This window comes from Aureimonas sp. SA4125, from assembly GCF_019973775.1.
GTDB lineage: Bacteria > Pseudomonadota > Alphaproteobacteria > Rhizobiales > Rhizobiaceae > Plantimonas.
In genome coordinates this window covers 780,857-798,176 of record NZ_AP025032.1, presented here as the reverse complement: position 1 = coordinate 798,176, position 17,320 = coordinate 780,857, and the positions used below count along the sequence as shown (strand labels likewise).

15 protein-coding genes and 1 pseudogene are annotated in these 17,320 nt (G+C 66.0%); 8 read left to right on the top strand and 8 right to left on the bottom strand.

From position 1 onward, the window contains the following. Positions 1-60 precede the first annotated feature (60 nt). Complete coding sequence (locus tag Sa4125_RS03635) at positions 61-837, bottom strand: EAL domain-containing protein (RefSeq protein WP_224007503.1); 777 nt, start codon at positions 835-837, stop codon at positions 61-63. 145 nt (positions 838-982) lie between these two features. Here Sa4125_RS03635 and Sa4125_RS03630 point away from each other — a divergent pair, with 145 nt between their 5' ends. Together Sa4125_RS03630 and Sa4125_RS03625 are read left to right on the top strand one after the other, a co-directional pair. Further along, positions 983-3,187, top strand: coding sequence for a 3-hydroxyacyl-CoA dehydrogenase NAD-binding domain-containing protein (locus Sa4125_RS03630; RefSeq protein ID WP_224003748.1), 2,205 nt, complete (start codon positions 983-985; stop codon positions 3,185-3,187). Between the two features lie 97 nt (positions 3,188-3,284). Then, complete coding sequence (locus Sa4125_RS03625) at positions 3,285-3,779, top strand: hypothetical protein (RefSeq protein ID WP_224003746.1); 495 nt, start codon at positions 3,285-3,287, stop codon at positions 3,777-3,779. Positions 3,780-3,815: 36 nt separating this feature from the next. Here the strand turns inward: Sa4125_RS03625 and Sa4125_RS03620 are convergent, their stop codons facing one another. Continuing rightward, entirely contained in the window at positions 3,816-4,889 is a 1,074-nt protein-coding gene (locus Sa4125_RS03620; RefSeq protein ID WP_224003744.1) for a YihY/virulence factor BrkB family protein, read from the bottom strand. A 186-nt stretch (positions 4,890-5,075) separates the two neighbouring features. On the opposite strand from Sa4125_RS03620, the gene Sa4125_RS03615 reads away from it, so the two are divergent. The 5 genes and pseudogenes from Sa4125_RS03615 (at position 5,076) to Sa4125_RS03595 (ending at position 8,717) form a co-directional block, all read left to right on the top strand. Then, a complete protein-coding gene (locus tag Sa4125_RS03615; protein WP_224003742.1) occupies positions 5,076-5,261 on the top strand; it encodes a hypothetical protein in 186 nt (61 codons plus the stop codon). 109 nt (positions 5,262-5,370) lie between these two features. Further along, complete coding sequence (locus Sa4125_RS03610; protein WP_223998301.1) at positions 5,371-6,579, top strand: IS256 family transposase; 1,209 nt, start codon at positions 5,371-5,373, stop codon at positions 6,577-6,579. A gap of 66 nt (positions 6,580-6,645) precedes the next feature. Beyond that, positions 6,646-7,077: pseudogene (locus Sa4125_RS03605) on the top strand (DsbA family protein); the annotation flags it as partial. A 115-nt stretch (positions 7,078-7,192) separates the two neighbouring features. Beyond that, positions 7,193-7,840, top strand: a complete 648-nt coding sequence (locus Sa4125_RS03600; protein WP_224003740.1) for a helix-turn-helix transcriptional regulator — start codon at positions 7,193-7,195, stop codon at positions 7,838-7,840. A 13-nt stretch (positions 7,841-7,853) separates the two neighbouring features. Continuing rightward, positions 7,854-8,717 carry a hypothetical protein gene (locus Sa4125_RS03595; protein ID WP_224003739.1) on the top strand — a complete coding sequence of 288 codons (864 nt, stop codon included), beginning with the start codon at positions 7,854-7,856 and terminating at the stop codon, positions 8,715-8,717. Here Sa4125_RS03595 and Sa4125_RS03590 read toward each other — a convergent pair. Together Sa4125_RS03590 and Sa4125_RS03585 are read right to left on the bottom strand one after the other, a co-directional pair. Then, entirely contained in the window at positions 8,680-10,338 is a 1,659-nt protein-coding gene (locus Sa4125_RS03590; RefSeq protein WP_224003737.1) for a lysine--tRNA ligase, read from the bottom strand. The two genes, Sa4125_RS03595 and Sa4125_RS03590, sit on opposite strands and share 38 nt — an antisense overlap. Before the next feature lie 119 nt (positions 10,339-10,457). Further along, complete coding sequence (locus Sa4125_RS03585; protein ID WP_224003734.1) at positions 10,458-11,297, bottom strand: transporter substrate-binding domain-containing protein; 840 nt, start codon at positions 11,295-11,297, stop codon at positions 10,458-10,460. Between the two features lie 117 nt (positions 11,298-11,414). Here Sa4125_RS03585 and Sa4125_RS03580 point away from each other — a divergent pair, with 117 nt between their 5' ends. After that, complete coding sequence (locus tag Sa4125_RS03580; RefSeq protein ID WP_224003732.1) at positions 11,415-13,529, top strand: glycosyltransferase family 2 protein; 2,115 nt, start codon at positions 11,415-11,417, stop codon at positions 13,527-13,529. Here the strand turns inward: Sa4125_RS03580 and Sa4125_RS03575 are convergent. The 4 genes from Sa4125_RS03575 to Sa4125_RS03560 are packed head-to-tail and all read right to left on the bottom strand — an operon-like array spanning position 13,526 to position 17,319. Then, on the bottom strand, positions 13,526-14,572 hold the full coding sequence (locus tag Sa4125_RS03575) for an aldo/keto reductase (protein WP_224003730.1): 1,047 nt from the start codon (positions 14,570-14,572) through the stop codon (positions 13,526-13,528). The genes Sa4125_RS03580 and Sa4125_RS03575 overlap by 4 nt on opposite strands. Before the next feature lie 42 nt (positions 14,573-14,614). Then, positions 14,615-15,259, bottom strand: coding sequence for a dihydroxyacetone kinase subunit L (locus Sa4125_RS03570; RefSeq protein ID WP_224003728.1), 645 nt, complete (start codon positions 15,257-15,259; stop codon positions 14,615-14,617). A gap of 9 nt (positions 15,260-15,268) precedes the next feature. Continuing rightward, positions 15,269-16,270, bottom strand: a complete 1,002-nt coding sequence (locus Sa4125_RS03565) for a dihydroxyacetone kinase subunit DhaK (RefSeq protein ID WP_224003726.1) — start codon at positions 16,268-16,270, stop codon at positions 15,269-15,271. Positions 16,271-16,275: 5 nt separating this feature from the next. Further along, positions 16,276-17,319 carry an ABC transporter permease gene (locus Sa4125_RS03560; RefSeq protein ID WP_224003724.1) on the bottom strand — a complete coding sequence of 348 codons (1,044 nt, stop codon included), beginning with the start codon at positions 17,317-17,319 and terminating at the stop codon, positions 16,276-16,278. Between the last annotated feature and the right edge of the window lies 1 nt (position 17,320).

Genomic DNA, 17,320 nt, shown 5'->3' with positions numbered 1-17,320 from the left:
GATCGTCCCGGGTGCGGCCGACGTCAGATCGAGGCGGCTCTTTATGCCGCCCGCATGCCGTCAGGCAACGGCAGTCAGAGCGGGCGTTATCCCCTGCATGATCGGCGGCAGGGCCTCGAAGGCCGGGCGGGCGAAATAGTAGCCCTGGAAGAGGGCGATGCCTGCAGCCTTCAGCATCACGAATTCCGCCTCGGTCTCGATGCCTTCGGCCAGGACAGTGATGTCGAGTTCGCGCGCCATGCCCACGATGCCGCGCACGATCGCCTGGCGCGCACGATCGGTGTCGACGTCCCGGATGATCTTCATGTCGATCTTCAGAAGGTCCGGCTGAAAATCGGCGAGAAGGCCAAGCCCGGCGAAGCCGGCACCAAAATCGTCGATCGCCGTGATGAAGCCCTGACGGCGGTACTCCGCGATGATCCTGAGAAGATGGTTGGTGTCGGCGATCTCTTCGGACTCCGTGAATTCGAACATCATCGACCGACGCGGAAAGTCGTGGGTGCACGCGGCAGCCAGCGTCGCGCGCAGGCAGGCCGCCGGTTCGTAGACGGCGTTCGGCATGAAGTTGATCGAGAGTTTCAGGTCGTTGCCCCGCGGAAACAAGCCGGCCGCCAGTTCGATCGCCTTCACGCGGCAGGATTGATCGAACAGATATTTCTGCTCCGGCTGGACTTTCGAGAGCACCTGGTAGGCGCCCTCGCCCGCCGTGCCCCGGATCAGCGCTTCGTAACCCCAGACCCGCTCCGATCCGACGTCGTAGATGGGCTGAAACGCCATCGAGAAGGTGAAATCGAGCTCCTTGCCGGAGCGACAGCCTTCGCACGCGTTTTTCACCAGACCGATCCTTTGAGGCGTCGTTGTCGGTTCGGAGTAGAACATTTTTCTTTAGATTTCCTAAAGGCCTGCGTCTCGTGCGGCAAACCGGCAGCATCAAGCGTAGCCAGCGCATAAACCCCGATCGATAACTCTTCAGGAGACACTCATGACCACGAAGAACTTCAGCATTGCGGTCGACGCCGACGGGTTCGCCCTGGTGACGTGGGACATGCCGGATCGTTCGATGAACGTCTTCACCGAGGAGGTGATGGATGAACTCGACGCCATGATCGATCGCTTTGCCGGCGACGCGGCGGTCAAGGGCGTCGTCATCACCTCCGGCAAGGACGGTTCCTTCACCGGCGGCGCCGACCTCAACATGCTGCAGTCGATGTTCGCGCAGTTCGAGGCGAAGAAGACCGTCGACGAGGCCGCCGCCGTGGCCGAACTCTTCGAGCGCGCCGGCCGCATGTCCTGGATCTACCGCAAGCTCGAAACCTCGGGCAAACCCTATGTCTGCGCCATCAACGGCACCTGCATGGGCGGCGGCTTCGAACTGGCGCTGGCCTGCCATGGCCGTATCGCCGCGCCCTCGGCCAAGATGGGGCTGCCCGAGGTCAAGGTCGGTCTTTTCCCCGGCGCCGGCGGCACCCAGCGCGTGCCGCGCCTTGCCGACACGCAGGCCGCCCTGCAGATGCTTCTGAAGGGCGAGACGCTGACAGCGTCGAAGGCGAAGGCGATGAAGCTCATCGACGAGGTCGTGCCGCAGGAGGAACTCGTCGCCAAGGCCAAGGACATGCTGAAGGCCGGCCTCTCGCCGGTGAAGCCCTGGGACCAGAAGGGCTTCAAGCTGCCGTCGGGCCCGGTGTACTCCGCCGGGGGTGCGCAGCTCTGGCCGGCCGTGTCCTCGCTTTATCGCAAGGAGACGGCAGACAACTATCCGGGCGCCCGCGCCATCGTGAAATGCGTCTATGAGGGCCTGCTCTTGCCGATCGACCAGGCGCTGAAGGTCGAGCAGCGCTGGTTCGCCAACGTTCTGCAGACGACCGAGGCGGCCATGATGGTGCGCTCGCTCTTCGTCTCCCTGCAGGCGCTGAACAAGGGCGCGCGTCGTCCGGCCGACATCGCGCCGACGGCGCTGAAGACCGTCGGCGTGGTTGGCGCCGGCTTCATGGGCGCCGGGATCGCCTATGTCAGCGCCAAGGCCGGCCTCGACGTCATCCTCGTCGACCGCGACCAGGCCGCCGCGGACAAGGGCAAGGCCCATTCCGAGGAGTTGATGAAGAAGCTTGTCGGTCAGGGCCGCGCGACGAAGGAGGAGGCGGAAGGCGTGCTGGCCCGGATCACCGCGACGCCCGACTACGCCGCGCTGAGCGAAGCCGACCTTGTCGTCGAGGCGGTGTTCGAGGACCGGGCCGTGAAGGCCGACGTGACCGGCAAGGTAGCCGCGGTGATGAAGCCGGGCGCGATCTTCGCCTCCAACACGTCGACCATCCCGATCACCCATCTCGCCGAGGCTTTTCCGGACCCCGCGCGCTTCATCGGCATCCACTTCTTCTCGCCCGTCGACAAGATGATGCTGACCGAGGTGATCATGGCCGAAAAGACCGAACCGACCGCGCTTGCCGTGGCGCTCGACTTCGTCCGGGTGATCAAGAAGACGCCGATCGTCGTCAACGACACGCGGGGCTTCTTCGTCAACCGCTGCTTCCTGCGCTACATCTCGGAAGCCTACGACATGATCATCGAGGGCGTGCCCGCGGCGATGATCGAGAACGCGGCGAAGTTCGCCGGCATGCCGGTCGGGCCGCTGGCCCTGAACGACGAGACGGCGGTGGACCTCGCCCAGAAGATCATGAAGGCGACGATCCGCGACGAAGGCGAGGCCGCGATCAACCCCGCGCATTTCAAGCTGATCAATCACATGGTCGACGACGAGGACAGGCTCGGCCGCAAGAACGGCAAGGGGTTCTACGACTATCCCGCCAAGCCCGCGAAGAAGAGCCTGTGGCCCGGGCTGAAGGCGCTCTATCCGCAGCAGAAGCCCGATGACATCGACTTCGCCGAGCTGCAGCAACGCTTCCTCGTCACCATGGCGCTGGAGGCGGCGCGCACCATCGAGGAAGGCGTCGTCACCGACCCGCGCGAGGCGGACATCGGCTCGATCCTCGGCCTTGGCTTTGCGCCCTATACCGGCGGCATGATCTCCTACATCGACGGCATGGGCGTGCCGGTCTTCACCGCGCTGTGCGAGCGTCTTGCGGCGAAATACGGTGACCATTTCGCCCCGACGCCGCTCCTGAAGGAGATGGCGGGTAAGCGGGAAAGCTTCTATGGGCGGTTTGCCCCGGTGGATGTCGCGGCGGCCTGAGGACCAACGGGACGGTGGTGCCGGCGGCGCCACCGTCTTTCCCCTTGACCGCAAGGCCCCTTCGCGCTGCTATCGGCGGGACGGACGGAGCCAGGGCATGACGGTCCATCTCGACACGCTCGCCATCGCCGGGAAACTGAAGGCGGCAGGATTTTCCGAGGCCCAGGCCGAGGCCATGTCCTTCATCCTGCGCGACGCGCGGGAAGTCGAGCTCTCGCAATTGGCGACCAAGGCCGACCTCGCCGTTCTCGCCACGGCAAGTGACCTCGCAGCCCTTGCGGCGGCAAACGAACGCACTTTTCTTTCGGTCGCCAACGATCTGGCAGCCATGGCGGCGGCCAACGAACGCACCACCCTGTCCACGGCCAACGACCTCGCAGCCCTCGCGGCGGCAAACGAACGCACCGCCCTCTCGGCCGCCAAAGATCTGGCAGCTCTCGCGGCCGAGTTTCGGGCGTTGGAGCTCCGCCTCGACGTGAAGATCGAGGCGGGCAAGGCCGAGACGATCAAATGGGTCGTCTCGGCCATCGGCTTTCAGACGCTCGTGATGGTGGCTGCCATCGTGGCCCTCTCCCGCAGCTTTCAGCCCTGAATCGTGGCGACGGCGCCAGGAGACGAGGTCGTCGTCTCAGGCCGCGGCCGGCCCCTTCGACCGAAACCGCTTCAGGAATCCCTTCTTCTCCGCCGTCGGCGGGCGACCCTTGGACGAGCTCTTGCCGATCGTGTCGGCGACGCGGGCCCCGCGCTCGCCGATCGGCTTTTCCGGCAGGTCCGTGGTGTCGAGCGCCGTCTGGTGTTCCATCTCGGCATTGATCTCGGCGCCGAGAATGAAGATCACCGAAGATACCCAGACCCACATCATGAAGCCGATCACGGCACCGAGCGAGCCGTAGGTCGCGCCGTAATTGGCGAAATTCTGGAGGTACCAGGAGAAGCCGATCGATGCCCCGAGCCAGACGAAGGCGGTGAGCACGGCGCCGAATGTCACCCAGCGCCATCGCGCGCGGTTTCGGCTCGGGCCGTAGCGGTAGATCATCGCGATCGAGCCGACGATCAGGAAGAAGATCACCGGCCAGCGCAGCGAGGCGATCAGGCTGTCGGAGAAGCTCGACAGGCCGAAGATCTTCATGATCACCGGGACGACGCCGACGGCGACGATCAGCGTGATGCCGATGAACACGGCGCCGACGGTGAAGCAGAAGGCGACGAGATTGAGCTTGATGAAGCTCCTTTGCTCCTGTTCGCCATAGGCGATGTTCATCGCCTCGAACAGCGTCTTGATGCCGTTGTTGGCGCTCCACAGCGTGATGGCGAGGCCGATGATGAAGCCGCGCGACAGCGAGGCCGGATCCTGGGCGATCAGGCGTTCCAGCTGCATCTGCAGCAGATCGGTGCCGGCCTGCGGCAGGAAGCGGCCGATGAAGGCGATATGTTCCGAAATCGTCGTGGGATCGGCGACGAAACCGTAGAGCGAGACGAAGACGGCAAAGGCGGGAAAGAGCGCCAGCAAGAGATAGAAGGTCGCGCCCGCGGCGATCAGCATCACCCGGTCCTCGAAGAACGAGAAATAGATGCGCCAGAGGATGTCCTTCCAGCCTTTCCAGGGGATGCCGAACGGCTGGCCGGCATCGCGGCCCCGGCCGGGTTCGCCGGCCCGACGACGCAGTTCGTCGCTGGTACTCTGTCCAAATCTGAGAGCCATCGGTTTCGTCGTCTCTCTTCCAGGCCGCAGGCGGTTTCGGCAGTCTTTTGCAGGGCAGTTCAGGCGCGGCGGCAATTGCCGGCCCGTCCCCGACAATGCCACATTTATCCCCCGGTTCCGCGCCAGAGCTTGCCCACGGATGCTTTGAACCGATATGGGCGGAGAACCCGCTGCAAGGAGTCCAGCATGGCGACGATCGACTACTATTTCACCTCCTCGTCCCCTTACGTCTACCTCGGACACGAGGAAATCCGCTCGGTGGCCGGCCGCCACAACGCGGTCCTGCGTCCTTTGCCGGTGGATCTCCAGGCCATGTGGGCGGTCTCCGGCCAGGTGCCCGTCGCCAAGCGGCCGCAGATCCGGCAGGGGTAGTGTCCGCGCTCGTGGTGGAAATTCCGACATTGAAAGGTGTGGCTGAGGCGGTCACCGGATAGGGCGGCTAAGGTGGAGTTGCGAGACTTCAACCTGACCGGAGAACCCGATGACCGAGGACAGACTACCGCTTGCCGAGCTTTTTGCGAAAGCCGGGGACGGCGATTTCCTGAGAACGATAGCCGAGAGCGTGATGCAGCTCCTTATGGAGGTCGACGTTGAAGGCATGATCGGCGCCGGGCGCCACGAACGGACGCAGGAACGGGCGACTTATCGCAATGGCTACCGCGACCGCTCGCTCGACACGCGGCTCGGCTCGTTGCAGCTTCGGATACCCAAGCTTCGGCAGGGCAGCTACTTCCCGCCGTTCCTGGAGCCGAGAAAGCTCTCGGAGAAGGCCTTGGTTGCCGTCATTCAGGAAGCTTGGATCAGCGGCGTTTCCACCCGGCGGGTCGACGATCTGGTACAGGCCATGGGGCTGTCGGGGATCGGCAAGAGCACCGTATCGAAGCTGTGCAAAGACATCGACGAACGCGTCGGCGGCTTCCTCGACCGTCCTCTCACTGGCGACTGGCCCTACCTCTGGCTGGATGCGACCTACCTGAAGCAGCGCGAGGGTGGACGCATCGTTTCGGTCGCCGCCATAATCGCCGTGGCCGTGAACACGGACGGCAAGCGCGAGATCGTCGGCCTTCACATCGGCCCCTCGGAAGCGGAGACGTTTTGGTCGAGCTTCCTCAAGAGCCTCGTGCGCCGCGGCCTGTCCGGCGTGAAGCTCGTGATCTCGGATGCTCACGAAGGGCTGAAAGCCGCCATTCGCCGGGTGTTCAGCGCCTCCTGGCAGCGCTGCCGGGTGCATTGGATGCGCAACGCCCTGTCGTATGTCCCGAAGGCGCAGCAGAGCATGGCGGCGGCCGCGCTGCGCCAAGCCTTCGCCCAGCCCGATCGTGCTAGCGCCAGCCAGGCGCTGCGCCACGTCGCCGACCAGCTTCGGGGAAAGTGTCCAAAGCTCGGGGCCTTCATCGACAACAGCGAGACCGACGTGCTGGCGCACATGGATTTTCCCAGTCAGCACCGGACCCGGATCCATTCGACGAATTCCCTGGAGCGCCTGAACAAGGAGGTGAAGCGGCGTGCCGACGTCGTCGGAATCTTCCCGAACGAGGGATCCATCATCCGGCTCATCGGCGCCGTCCTTCTCGAGGCCAACGACGAATGGCAGATCCAGAACCGCTACATGCAGACCGAACCCATGGCCGACCTCATGGCCATGGGCAACACTGCAAAACCCGAACAGATTTCCACCGAAGTCGCCTGAAACGGAGCCGCTTCAGCTACACTCAATTTCCACCACGTTGACGGACACGACCTCCGGCAGGACTACCGCCTGATCGACCTGAAGCGCGTGGCCGAGCGGCGGGGCCTTCCCCTCAATGTCAGCCCGAAGTTCTACCCCGTCGATCCCGCCTTCGCCGATCTCGTCGCCGTGGCGTTGATCGCCGAGGGCCAGTCACCGCTGGACTTCATGGACAAGGTGCTGTCCGGCTACTGGGCGCGTGAGGAGGACATTTCCGACCGCCTTCAGATCGAGACCTATCTGGGCGAACTCGGCTTCGATGCGGCGACCATCATGGCAAGGGCCGAAGCCCCGGAATCGGCCGCCGCACGCAAGGCGAACGCCGGTGCGGCCGTCGCGGCATCGCTTCCCGGCGTACCCGGCTTCGTCCTCAACGGCGAGCCGTTCTTCGGGCAGGACCGCATCGACGATCTCGAACACGCGCTGGATTCGGGTCGGGCGCCGTACCGCGTCGGATGACGGCGGAAAAGTCGGCGAAACCACGCTCCGGTCTGGACAATCGGGAAACTCCCTTTTACAGGTAGTGTCTGAGGTATTTATTCCTTGCCGCAGCGACGACCGGGAGCCGATCGAGATGTTCTCGCACGAGCGGGTCTGGGCCGCGATCGACGGGCTTGCCGAGCGTCACAAGATGACGCCGTCGGGCCTCGCCCGTCGAGCAGGTCTTGATCCCACGACCTTCAACAAGTCGAAGCGGCTGGCGGCCGACGGGCGGCCGCGTTGGCCCTCGACCGAGTCCATCGCCAAGATCATCGATGCGACCAGCACCTCGATCGAACAGTTCACGGCGCTGATGGGCGGCTCGATGCAGGCGGCCGGCAGCCTGCAGACCCCCGCCTCCGTCCCGCTCTTGGGTTTTGCCGAGGCGGGTGCCGGCGGCTATTTCGACGACAGCGGCTTTCCCGTCGGCCAGGGCTGGGACGAAATCGCCCTGCCGCAGACGGGGGGCTCCGAGCCGGTGTACGCACTCGAGGTATCCGGGCATTCGATGATGCCGCTGTACCGCGACGGCGACATCGTCATCGTCTCCCCCGGCGCGGCCGTCCGGCGCGGTGACCGCGTGGTGGTGCGCACCAAGGCGGGCGAGGTCATGGCGAAGATCCTGCAGAGGCGCACATCCAAGACGATCGAACTCGCCTCGGTCAATCCCGACTATCCGGAACTGCAGTTCGGCGTCGACGAGATCGAGTGGATCGCGCGGATCCTGTGGGCGAGCCAGTGATCGCTGCGTGCCGGTGGCAACCGCCGACCGGCCGATGCTGAGGGCGGCGGGCGCCGACGCCAGGCCGGCTGCCGCAACGCAGGCGTTCAAGATCGCAGCCTGCCTGCTGGCGCTCGTGGCGCTCCTTGCCTGGGGCACGGCGAGCCATGCCCCGGCATGGAAGGAGCGGGCGGCGGCGATGACGACACGGCCTGTCCCCGCCGCGCCGCAGACTGCGGCCAGCCATGCGGGAGTGCCGGTCCAGCGACCGATCGGGCCGGGCCTCAGGCCGTCGCCCGAAAAACTCCTGCCGGTGGACAATTCGCGGTTTGACCGGAAGAAGCCCGCGGACGAGCCTCAGCCGATGTCGACCGCCGAACCGATGGACGAGAACATGGCGCGTCCGATGCTGTTGCCGCGGCCAGTCGCAATCGACGGCGGCAGCTTCCGCGTCGGGCGCGGCACCATCCGGCTGGAGGGCATCGATCCGCTGCTGCCGAACGAGACCTGCGGTCCAGGATCATCGCCGTGGCCGTGCGGGGTCAAGGCGCGGTCGGCCCTGCGCGCCCTCGTCCGGTCACGGTCGATCACCTGCACGGTCCCCGGCGATTTCATGGAGAGGGAAGCGACGGTCGACAGCGCCTGCAGCCTGGCCGCCATCGATCTCGGGGAGTGGCTTGTCGCGAACGGCTGGGCGCGCGCCCGGGATGGCGGTCGCTACGCCGATGCCGAGGCTGTGGCGCGCGGCGCCCGTCTCGGGCTTTGGGCCGGGGCCGATCGGGCGAACGAAAGCAGGCGAGCGACCGACACCGGCCCCGCAGACGATCAGGCGCCCCCCACGACGGAATCGCCCGCCGGCGTCACGTCGCCAGCCGTCCCTCCAGCGCCGCCGCGATGAGGGCACGCGTTTCGGCGATGCCGTAGAGCTCGACGAAGGAGCCGAAGCGCGGGCCGCGTTCCTGGCCGATCAGGGTCTGGTAGAGCGCCTGGAACCAGACGCCCGAGACGCCCGGTCCGCCGTTCGGTCCGGTCTTCTTCAGGTCCTGGTAGCGCTCGATCGGCCGGGCGACGTCGAGGATGGCGTCCTGGATGGCTTCCGATCCCGCCCCTTCAGGCAGCGAGGCGAGCTTCTCGTCGAGATCCGCCAGCGCTGCCCGCTCGACCTCATCCGGCGCCCGGAACACTTTCGCCGGCTCGACGAAATCCCTGAAGTAACGCAGGGCATAGCCGACGAGACGGTCGAGCTCGGGGGCGGTCTCGGCCGTCGTCCCCGGCGCATAGCGGGTGATGTAGCCCCAGAGCGTGCCGGCGTCTCCGGCATTGGAGGCGGAGACGAGGTTGAGGAGCATGGCGAAGGGAATGGCGATGCCTTCCGAGGGCGGGGCGCCGGAATGGATGTGCCAGACCGGGTTCTGCATCTGCTGCGCCAGCGTCTGGCGGCCGAAGGCTGCAAGGAAGGTATAGTACTCGTCGACCGCCTTGGGGATGACGTCGAAATGCAGGCGCTTGGCCGCCCGCGGCTTCTGGAACATGTAGAAGGAGAGGCTCTCCGGCGAGGCATAGGCGAGCCAGTCCTCGATCGTCAGGCCGTTGCCCTTCGACTTGGAGATCTTCTGCCCCTTTTCGTCGAGGAAGAGCTCGTAGTTGAAACCTTCGGGCGGCCGGGCGCCGAGGGCGCGGCAGATTTTGGAGGACAGGGTGACCGAGTCGATCAGGTCCTTGCCGGCCATTTCATAGTCGACGCCGAGCGCCGTCCAGCGCAGCGCCCAGTCGGCCTTCCACTGGCACTTCACGGCGCCCCCCGTCACCAGCGTCTCGATCCGCTCGCCGGTGTCGGGATCGGCATAGGCGATCATCCCGCGTTCGGGATCGCGGTCGATCATCGGCACCTGCAGGACGATGCCGGTGCGCGGATGGATCGGCAGGAAGGGCGAATAGGTGGCGCGGCGATCGGGACCGAGCGAGGGCAGGATGATCTCCATCACCTCGTCGTAGCAGCGCAGCATGGTCAGCAGCGTCGCGTCGAAACGGCCTTGCGCATAGTAGTCCGTCGCCGAGGCGAACTCGTAGTCGAAGCCGAAACGGTCGAGAAACGCCCTCAGCCGCGCGTTGTTGGCGGCGCCGAAGGAGGGATGCTCGTTGGAAAAGGGATCGGGCACCCGGCTCAGCGGCTTGCCGAGATAGGCCAGCATCATGTCCCGGTTGGGTACGTTGTCGGGCACCTTGCGCAATCCGTCGAGATCGTCGGAAAAGCACAGGAGCCGCGTCGGCACCTTGTCCGCGGTCAGGACGCGAAAGGCCGTGCGCACCATCGAGGTCCGGGCGACCTCGCCAAAGGTGCCGATATGCGGCAGGCCCGAGGGGCCGTATCCGGTCTCGAACAGCACCGTCCCGGAACCCGTCTCGGCGTGCCGGGCAACCAGCTTGCGCGCCTCCTCGAAAGGCCAGGCGCTCGAGGTCTCGGCCTCCGCGGCGAGGGCGTCGGTGACGGTCAGAAAATCGTGCCGATCGGCGGCCATGGCAGTCCTGCAATGCTGGAGGTCGGCACCCGTGCGGCCTGTCGCCGCCCAAAACCGTCAGGATCGTCTATGGCGCGCCTTCCGCGCCGTCAACAAGAAGGCGTGCCGACAGCCGGTCGTCAGAAGGCACTGACGGGAAAATAGCGCAGCATCAGTTCGGAAAACCGCCGCTTGGCGATGACCTGGCCGATGCCGTAGTCGAGCGCCTTGGCAAGGTCGGCGTTCTTCCGGGCGACGGCGATCGCCAGGCCCTCGCCGAGAAACCGCTGCGACAGATAGGGACCGCCGGAAAAGCTGCAGCACCGATCGGCGGCCTCGCTTTCCAGCCAGAAGGAGAGACCGACCCCGTCGCCGAAGACGGCGTCGACGTCTCCCTTGCGCAACGCTTCCAGCGCCAGTTCACGATTGTCGAAGGCCACTCGCGCGGCCATGGGAAAGAAGGTCGCCAGCATGGCGACATGCGCGCTGCCATCGACGACGCCGACCTTCTTGCCGGTGCTGGAGAAGGCGAGCGGCTCGGCGAGGGGCCTGTCCTTGCGGGTGACGAAGCGGGCGGGATAGCGAAAGTAGCTTTCCGTGAAAGCCAGTGTCGCGCGGTTCGGTGCGGTGACGGCCACGCCCGCAACGACCGCCTCGCCCTCGCCCCGCAAGAGCGCCGGCACGAGGTCGGCGAAGGGACGCGCCTCGATCTGGCAGCGATCGATGAGGCCGAGTTCCTCGCAGGCGGCCTGGACGAGGTCGACGTTGAAGCCGCCGAGACGGCCGCGCGCGTCGAGAAAATTGAAGGGCGGATAGTCGACGCTGGTGAGAAAACGGATACGTTCAAGGGTCGGGAGGGCCGGCTTGGCGAGCCGTTGATGCTGGTCCCAGAAATTGACGGTCCCCACGTCCTGAGCGGCCGCGGTCGATCCGACGAGGATTGCGACCAGCAGAATGACAACCCTGCGTATATTCAGCACGTCGTATCATTCCCCCTAGGGTTTGTTTCCGGCCACGAGAACCTGGCGGAAGATGCACGCTTTCCGAGTGTGGCGAGATGCGGCGTATGACCCGTAGATCAGTCTCGGCATCCCCCTGTGCGTGACGACGCCGGCTCTCTTGCCGACGCAGCAGGTCGATTCTACGACCCCTTTCCCGATTCCCACAAGTCCGGAGCGGCGGGCCTTGCGGCGGGGCCTTTTGCAGCCAGGCCATTCTCCGACCTGATGCTGGCGACCCTTGCATCGCTGGGACTGGCGCGCGGGACATGCGACGATGCGTGGGCCCGTGCCTGCGGCAATGGGACGGACATCGGACTGGAACTGGTTTCGGCAGGAGCGGTGAGCGAGGAGATGCTGGCGGCGGCCATCGGCCTCGCCCTCGGCATCGCGGCCGAAGCGATCGCCGAGACGGCCAGCATCGTGGATTGCGAAGGCCCCGGCGCCGGACCGCCATTTTGGGAGATGGAGCTCTGCCGGACTGTCCGAACGCTGCGGGTCTGCACTCCATGCCTGGAGGCACGGCTGTTCATGGCGCCGCGGATCGAGGATCTCGACGCCGTCCTGAGGCTGATTGACGCGCATCCGGGCCGGCGATCGATCCTGCGCGTGACGACGCTACGCGCCCTCCAGCGCCACCGTGCGTCGACCTCCCTGATGCAGCGGGCGGAAATTGCCCGGTTCGGCCTTTCGGCATGCCATCCGCATCTTTCGGCCCGCCAGGTCTGGACGGGCCAGCAGGGCATGGTGGCCGGCGTGCTGATCAGCGGGCTGTCGGCCCTCGCGGTTCTGGCCCCCTGGCTGCTTCTCCATCTTCTGCACCTGGCGATGCTGCCCTTGTTTCTCGCCTGCGCGGTGGCGCGCTTGCAGGCGGCTCGGCGGCTTCTGTCATCGCGCCGGACCCATGGAGGTTTTACGGTGGGGCCACCCGGCGCATCCGCGACGCGCCGTCCCGTCTATTCCGTCCTGGTCGCCCTCCATGACGAAAAGGAGATGGCCGGCGAGTTGGTCGCCGCGCTGTCGGCGCTGCAATGGCCGACCTCGCGGCTGGAGGTGATGCTGGTCTGCGAGGGAGACGACGCAGGAACGATCGCCGCAGTGGCGGCGGCGATCGCCGGCAGGCCGCAGTTCGCCATCGTCCTCGTGCCGCCTTCCCTGCCCCGCACCAAGCCAAAAGCCCTCAACGTCGCGCTGCCGCTCGCGACGGGCGAATTTCTGGTGATTTACGACGCGGAGGACCGTCCCCGGCCCGATCAGCTGGAGGCCGCCTTTCAGCGGTTCTGCGCAAGCGAGCCGAGGCTTGCCTGCCTGCAGGCGCCGCTGATCGTCCGGAATGGCGCCTCCTCCTGGCTCAGCGGCCATTTCGCGCTGGAATACGCTGCCCTCTTCCGTGGCTATCTGCCGTGGCTGTCGTCCGTGGGGCTGCCACTGCCGCTCGGCGGAACCTCCAATCATTTCCGGCGGGACGCGCTGAAGGCGGTCGGGGGCTGGGACAGCCACAACGTCACCGAAGACGCCGATCTCGGCATCCGTCTCTGCCGTGCGGGCTACAGGATCGAAACGATCGACGTGCCCACCTTCGAGGACGCGCCCGAACGCTTCATCGACTGGCGCAACCAGCGCACGCGCTGGATGAAGGGCTGGCTGCAGACCTGGCTGGTCCATATGCGCGACCCCGTCGGTCTCTGGCGGGACCTCGGCGCGAAGGGTTTTTTCGGCTTCCAGCTCCTGTTCTTCGGCATGCTGACCTCCGCGGTCGCGCATGCCTTCCTCCTCGCCTTCCTGGCCTATACCGCCTACGTCGTCTGGTCGGCGGGGAGCCCGGACATGCTGACCCAAGGGCTGTTGGCAGCCGACGTCTTCGCCCTCGTCGCCGGCTATGTCGCCTTCGTCATCCTGGCCACGAGAGCGCTGGACGAAGAGGAGGCCGCGGCCCTGCCGCGCCACCTCTGGACGCTCCCCGCCTACTGGCTGTTGATCAGCCTCGCCGCGTTCCGGGCGTTCCGCCAGCTGAAGAGCGATCCCCATGCCTGGGAAAAGACGCCGCACTACGCTTCGAGGTCCCCGGCCATCCCCGCCATGGCGGCAGCCGCTGTTTCCGTCACGGCCCGGCTGGACGCCATCGCCGATCAGGACAATGCCGGGTCAGGTCCTGCCCATGACATGGCGGGGTCGGTGCTCCGCCCATCTGCGGCAACGCCGATTCACCTTTAGGCACATTCCCCGAGGACCCGATCGGCGATGCCGAAGCGCGACGCGGCGAACTGGGCCTGGTGCCAATGCGGATAGATCAGCGGCGGACGGCTGACCGCATCGAGGCGAGCCAGATCCTCCGGCGAAAGCGTCAGGGTGACGGCCCGGAAATTGGCCTCGAACTGCTCCACGCTCCGCCCTCCGACGATGAGCGATGCGACGGCCGGGCGCGTCAAAAGCCAGGCAAGCGCCACCTGCGCGGCCTGCACGTCGTGCCCGCGCGCGATGTCGACCAGTTCGTCGACGATGCGCCACAGACGGTCGTGGTCGCGGATCGGCGGCTCGCTCCAGCCCTTGTCCTGCCTACTGCCGGCAGCGACGGGTGAATCGCGGCGATGCTTGCCGCTCAGAAGGCCTGCCGCCAGCGGGCTCCACACGGTGACGCCGATGCCCTGATCAACGGCGATCGGCAAGAGTTCGTATTCGGCCTCGCGCGCCTCCAGCGTGTAGTGGATCTGCTGCGTGACGAAGCGGGCGAGCCCCGCCTTCTCCGAGGCCATGAGGGATTTCATCAGCTGCCAGCCGGTGTAGTTGGAGCAGCCGGAATACCGGATCTTGCCTTGGCGGATCAGCGTGTCGAGCGCCTCCATCGTCTCCTCGACCGGGGTCGAACCGTCCCATTCGTGGATATGATAGATATCGATGTGATCGGTTCGCAGGCGTTTCAGGCTGCGCTCGCATTCCCGGATCAGATGCCAGCGGCTGGCGCCTTCGTCATTGGGCCCGTCGCCGATCCGCATGCGCGCCTTGGATGAAATGACGACCTCGTCGCGACGACCGGCCAGGGCTTCTCCGAGAACCTCCTCGGCCTGTCCCGCGGAATACATGTTGGCCGTGTCGACGAAGTTCACCCCGTGATGGAGGCAGCAGTCGATGAGACGACGGGCCTCCCGGGCGTCCTGGGCACCGACCATGGCAAAGGGTCCCTGACCACCGAACGTAAAGGTCCCCATGGCGATGGCGGAGACCTTCAGGCCGCTTCTCCCCAACAGGCGATATTCCATCAGTCGTTCCTTCGATTGTGTGTGGACGCTTTCCGCGTCGACCTAACCCTTTTTGGAGGCGACGAAATCCCGCAGCGTCTCGACGAGGATCACCGCGACGGTTCCGCCGGCGTCGGCAAGGCCGCGCGACTTCTCCTGGAAGGCCGCGGCCTTGCCATGCTGGGCGACGAGGTCCTTGGTCGCTTCGAGGGCTGCGGCAGCAGAGGCGGCCGCAGCGGTCAGGGCCGCCTCGAGCGGGGAATTTTGCCCGGCTTCGGCGGTGAACGTCTCGGCGACGGGATGCAGCACGTCGAGAACCGTCTTGTCGCCGACGGCGGCGCGGCCGCGCTGGGCCACCCCGTCGCGATAGGCCGTCCAGAAGCGGGCGAGGGCCGGCGTATCGATACGATCGACGCCCTCGATCGCCTTGGATCCGCGCAGGAATCCCGTCGCCATCAACGTGCCCATCGTCGAGGGCGCGGCCCTGGCGATCGCCGTCCCCGCGATCTTCATCTGCTCGGCGGGGCTCGGCGCCTCGAGGGCTGCCACCGCGTCGCGGGCGGCGGCAAAACCCTTCGCCATGGTGATCCCGAGATCGCTGTCCCCGACCTTTCCGTCGAGCGCGATCAGAAAATCCCGCTTGTCCTCGAAAACCGCGGCGAAGCGCTCGAACAGCGCTGTCACGTCTCGCGTGGTCAGAGCTTCCATGAGGCGCCCTCAGCCGGAAATATGCTGGAAGAACGGCGTGTTGGCCGCCCGTGCGATCAATGGCGCGAGTTCGTCGTCCAGATGCAGGACCGACACGGATGCACCGGCCATCTCCATCGAGGTGGCAAACTCGCCGACAAAGACGTGCCGCACACGCACGCCGATGGCGTCGAACCGCTGCCACACCCGGCGGTACATGATGTAGAGTTCCTCGAGCGGCGTGCTGCCGAGGCCGTTCATCAGGACGGCGACCTCGTCGCCCTTCCGGTAGTCCTGCTCGGCGACGATGCGATCGATCAGCGCGTCGACGACGTCGTCGGCGCGGGCGAGGCTGGTGCGGGAAATGCCGGGCTCGCCATGGATGCCCATGCCGATCTCCATCTCGTCCGCCCCGATCTCGAAACTCGGGCGTCCGATTTCCGGAACGATGCAGGCCGACAGAGCGACGCCCATCGTCCGGGTGCGCTGGCGCGCCTTGTCGGCGATGCGCGTCACTTCCGCGAGTGTCCTCATCTCCGCCGCCGCCGCGCCGGCCGCCTTGTAGAGAAAGAAGATGCCGGCCACGCCGCGACGCTTGTGTTCCTCGCCGACCACCGAGGAGGCGACATCGTCATTGCCGATGACCGTGGAAACGCTGATCCCGTCGAGATCGGCGAGTTCTGCGGCCATGTCGAAGTTCATGATATCGCCGGTGTAATTGCCGTAGAGGTAGAGGACGCCCGAGCCCTGGTCCACGTATTTGGTGACCTCGAGGATCTGCTCGGAACTCGGCGACTGGAACACGCCGCCGACGGCGGCCCCGTCGAGCATGCCGTCGCCGACATAGCCGAGAAACAGCGGCAGGTGGCCCGAGCCGCCGCCGGTCACGATGCCGACCTTGCCGGCGACGGGCTTTGCCGTGACGAAGCAGCGCTTGTCCTCGGCAACGCTGCGCACCTGTGGATGCGCGAGGTAGATCCCCTCCAGCATTTCGTCGGCGAAGTCTTCGGGCTTGTTCAGAAATTTCTTCATGGGGCTCACTTCACGCTCTGGGAGTGGAACTTGCGCTGGCGCGTCACGAAGAAGGCGCCCGCGAGGAGGATGAAACTGCCGACGACGACGCGCTGCCATGTGCTGGGAATGCCGATGAGCACGAGGACATTGTCGACGACCGTGATCAGGAGGACTCCGAGCACCGTGCCGAAGACCGATCCCGTCCCCCCCGTGATGCGCGCCCCGCCGAGGACGACGGCCGCGATCACGCTGATTTCCGTTCCGACCAGATCGAACGGATTGGCCATCCTGTTGGCGCAGACGTGGATGATGCCGGCGAGCCCGGCCAGCGCGCCGGCATAGGAAAAGACGAAGACGTGGACGATGCGCTGGTCGTAGCCGAGACGGGCGGCGACCTGCGGATTTCCGCCGGTCGCGAAGATCGCCCGCCCCATCAGCGTGCGCTTGAACAGAAACCAGGTCACCAGCGCTGCGGCGGGAAAGACGAGGAAGTAGAGCGGCAGGGAGATGACGGCGCCGTTGGCGGTTTCGATCGAAAAGAACGAGGCCCGTCCGAACGAGAGCATCTGCGGCGGCAGTTCCATCAACCAGACCGTGCCGATGAAGGCCAGGAGGATGCCGCGGAACAGGTACTGCGTCCCGATCGTCACGATCAAAGACGGCACTCTCAGACCATGCACCAGGAGCCCGTTGACCGCGCCGAGGGCGGCCCCCAGAAGGATGGCGATCCCCACGATGGCGACGGCCGGCATCCAGGGGGCGACCTGCAGCACGAAAAGCGTCAACGAGTACATCGCCAGCGCCGCGATGGCCGTGAAGGAGACGTCGATCCCGCCGGCCGCGAGGACCACGAAGACGCCGAGAGCAAAAAGCCCCGTCACGACGCTGGCCCGGCCCATGTCGATCAGCGAGGAGGCTTGCAGGAAGGCTGGATTGATCAGCGCGACGGCGGTGCAGATCGCGACGAGGATCGTCAGGCTGACGATTTCCGGACGTCGCCGCAGCAGATCCGCGACGGGTGCAAGGCCCTTCGACGGCGCCGCCTGACTGCTCTTTTCCTGCGCCATC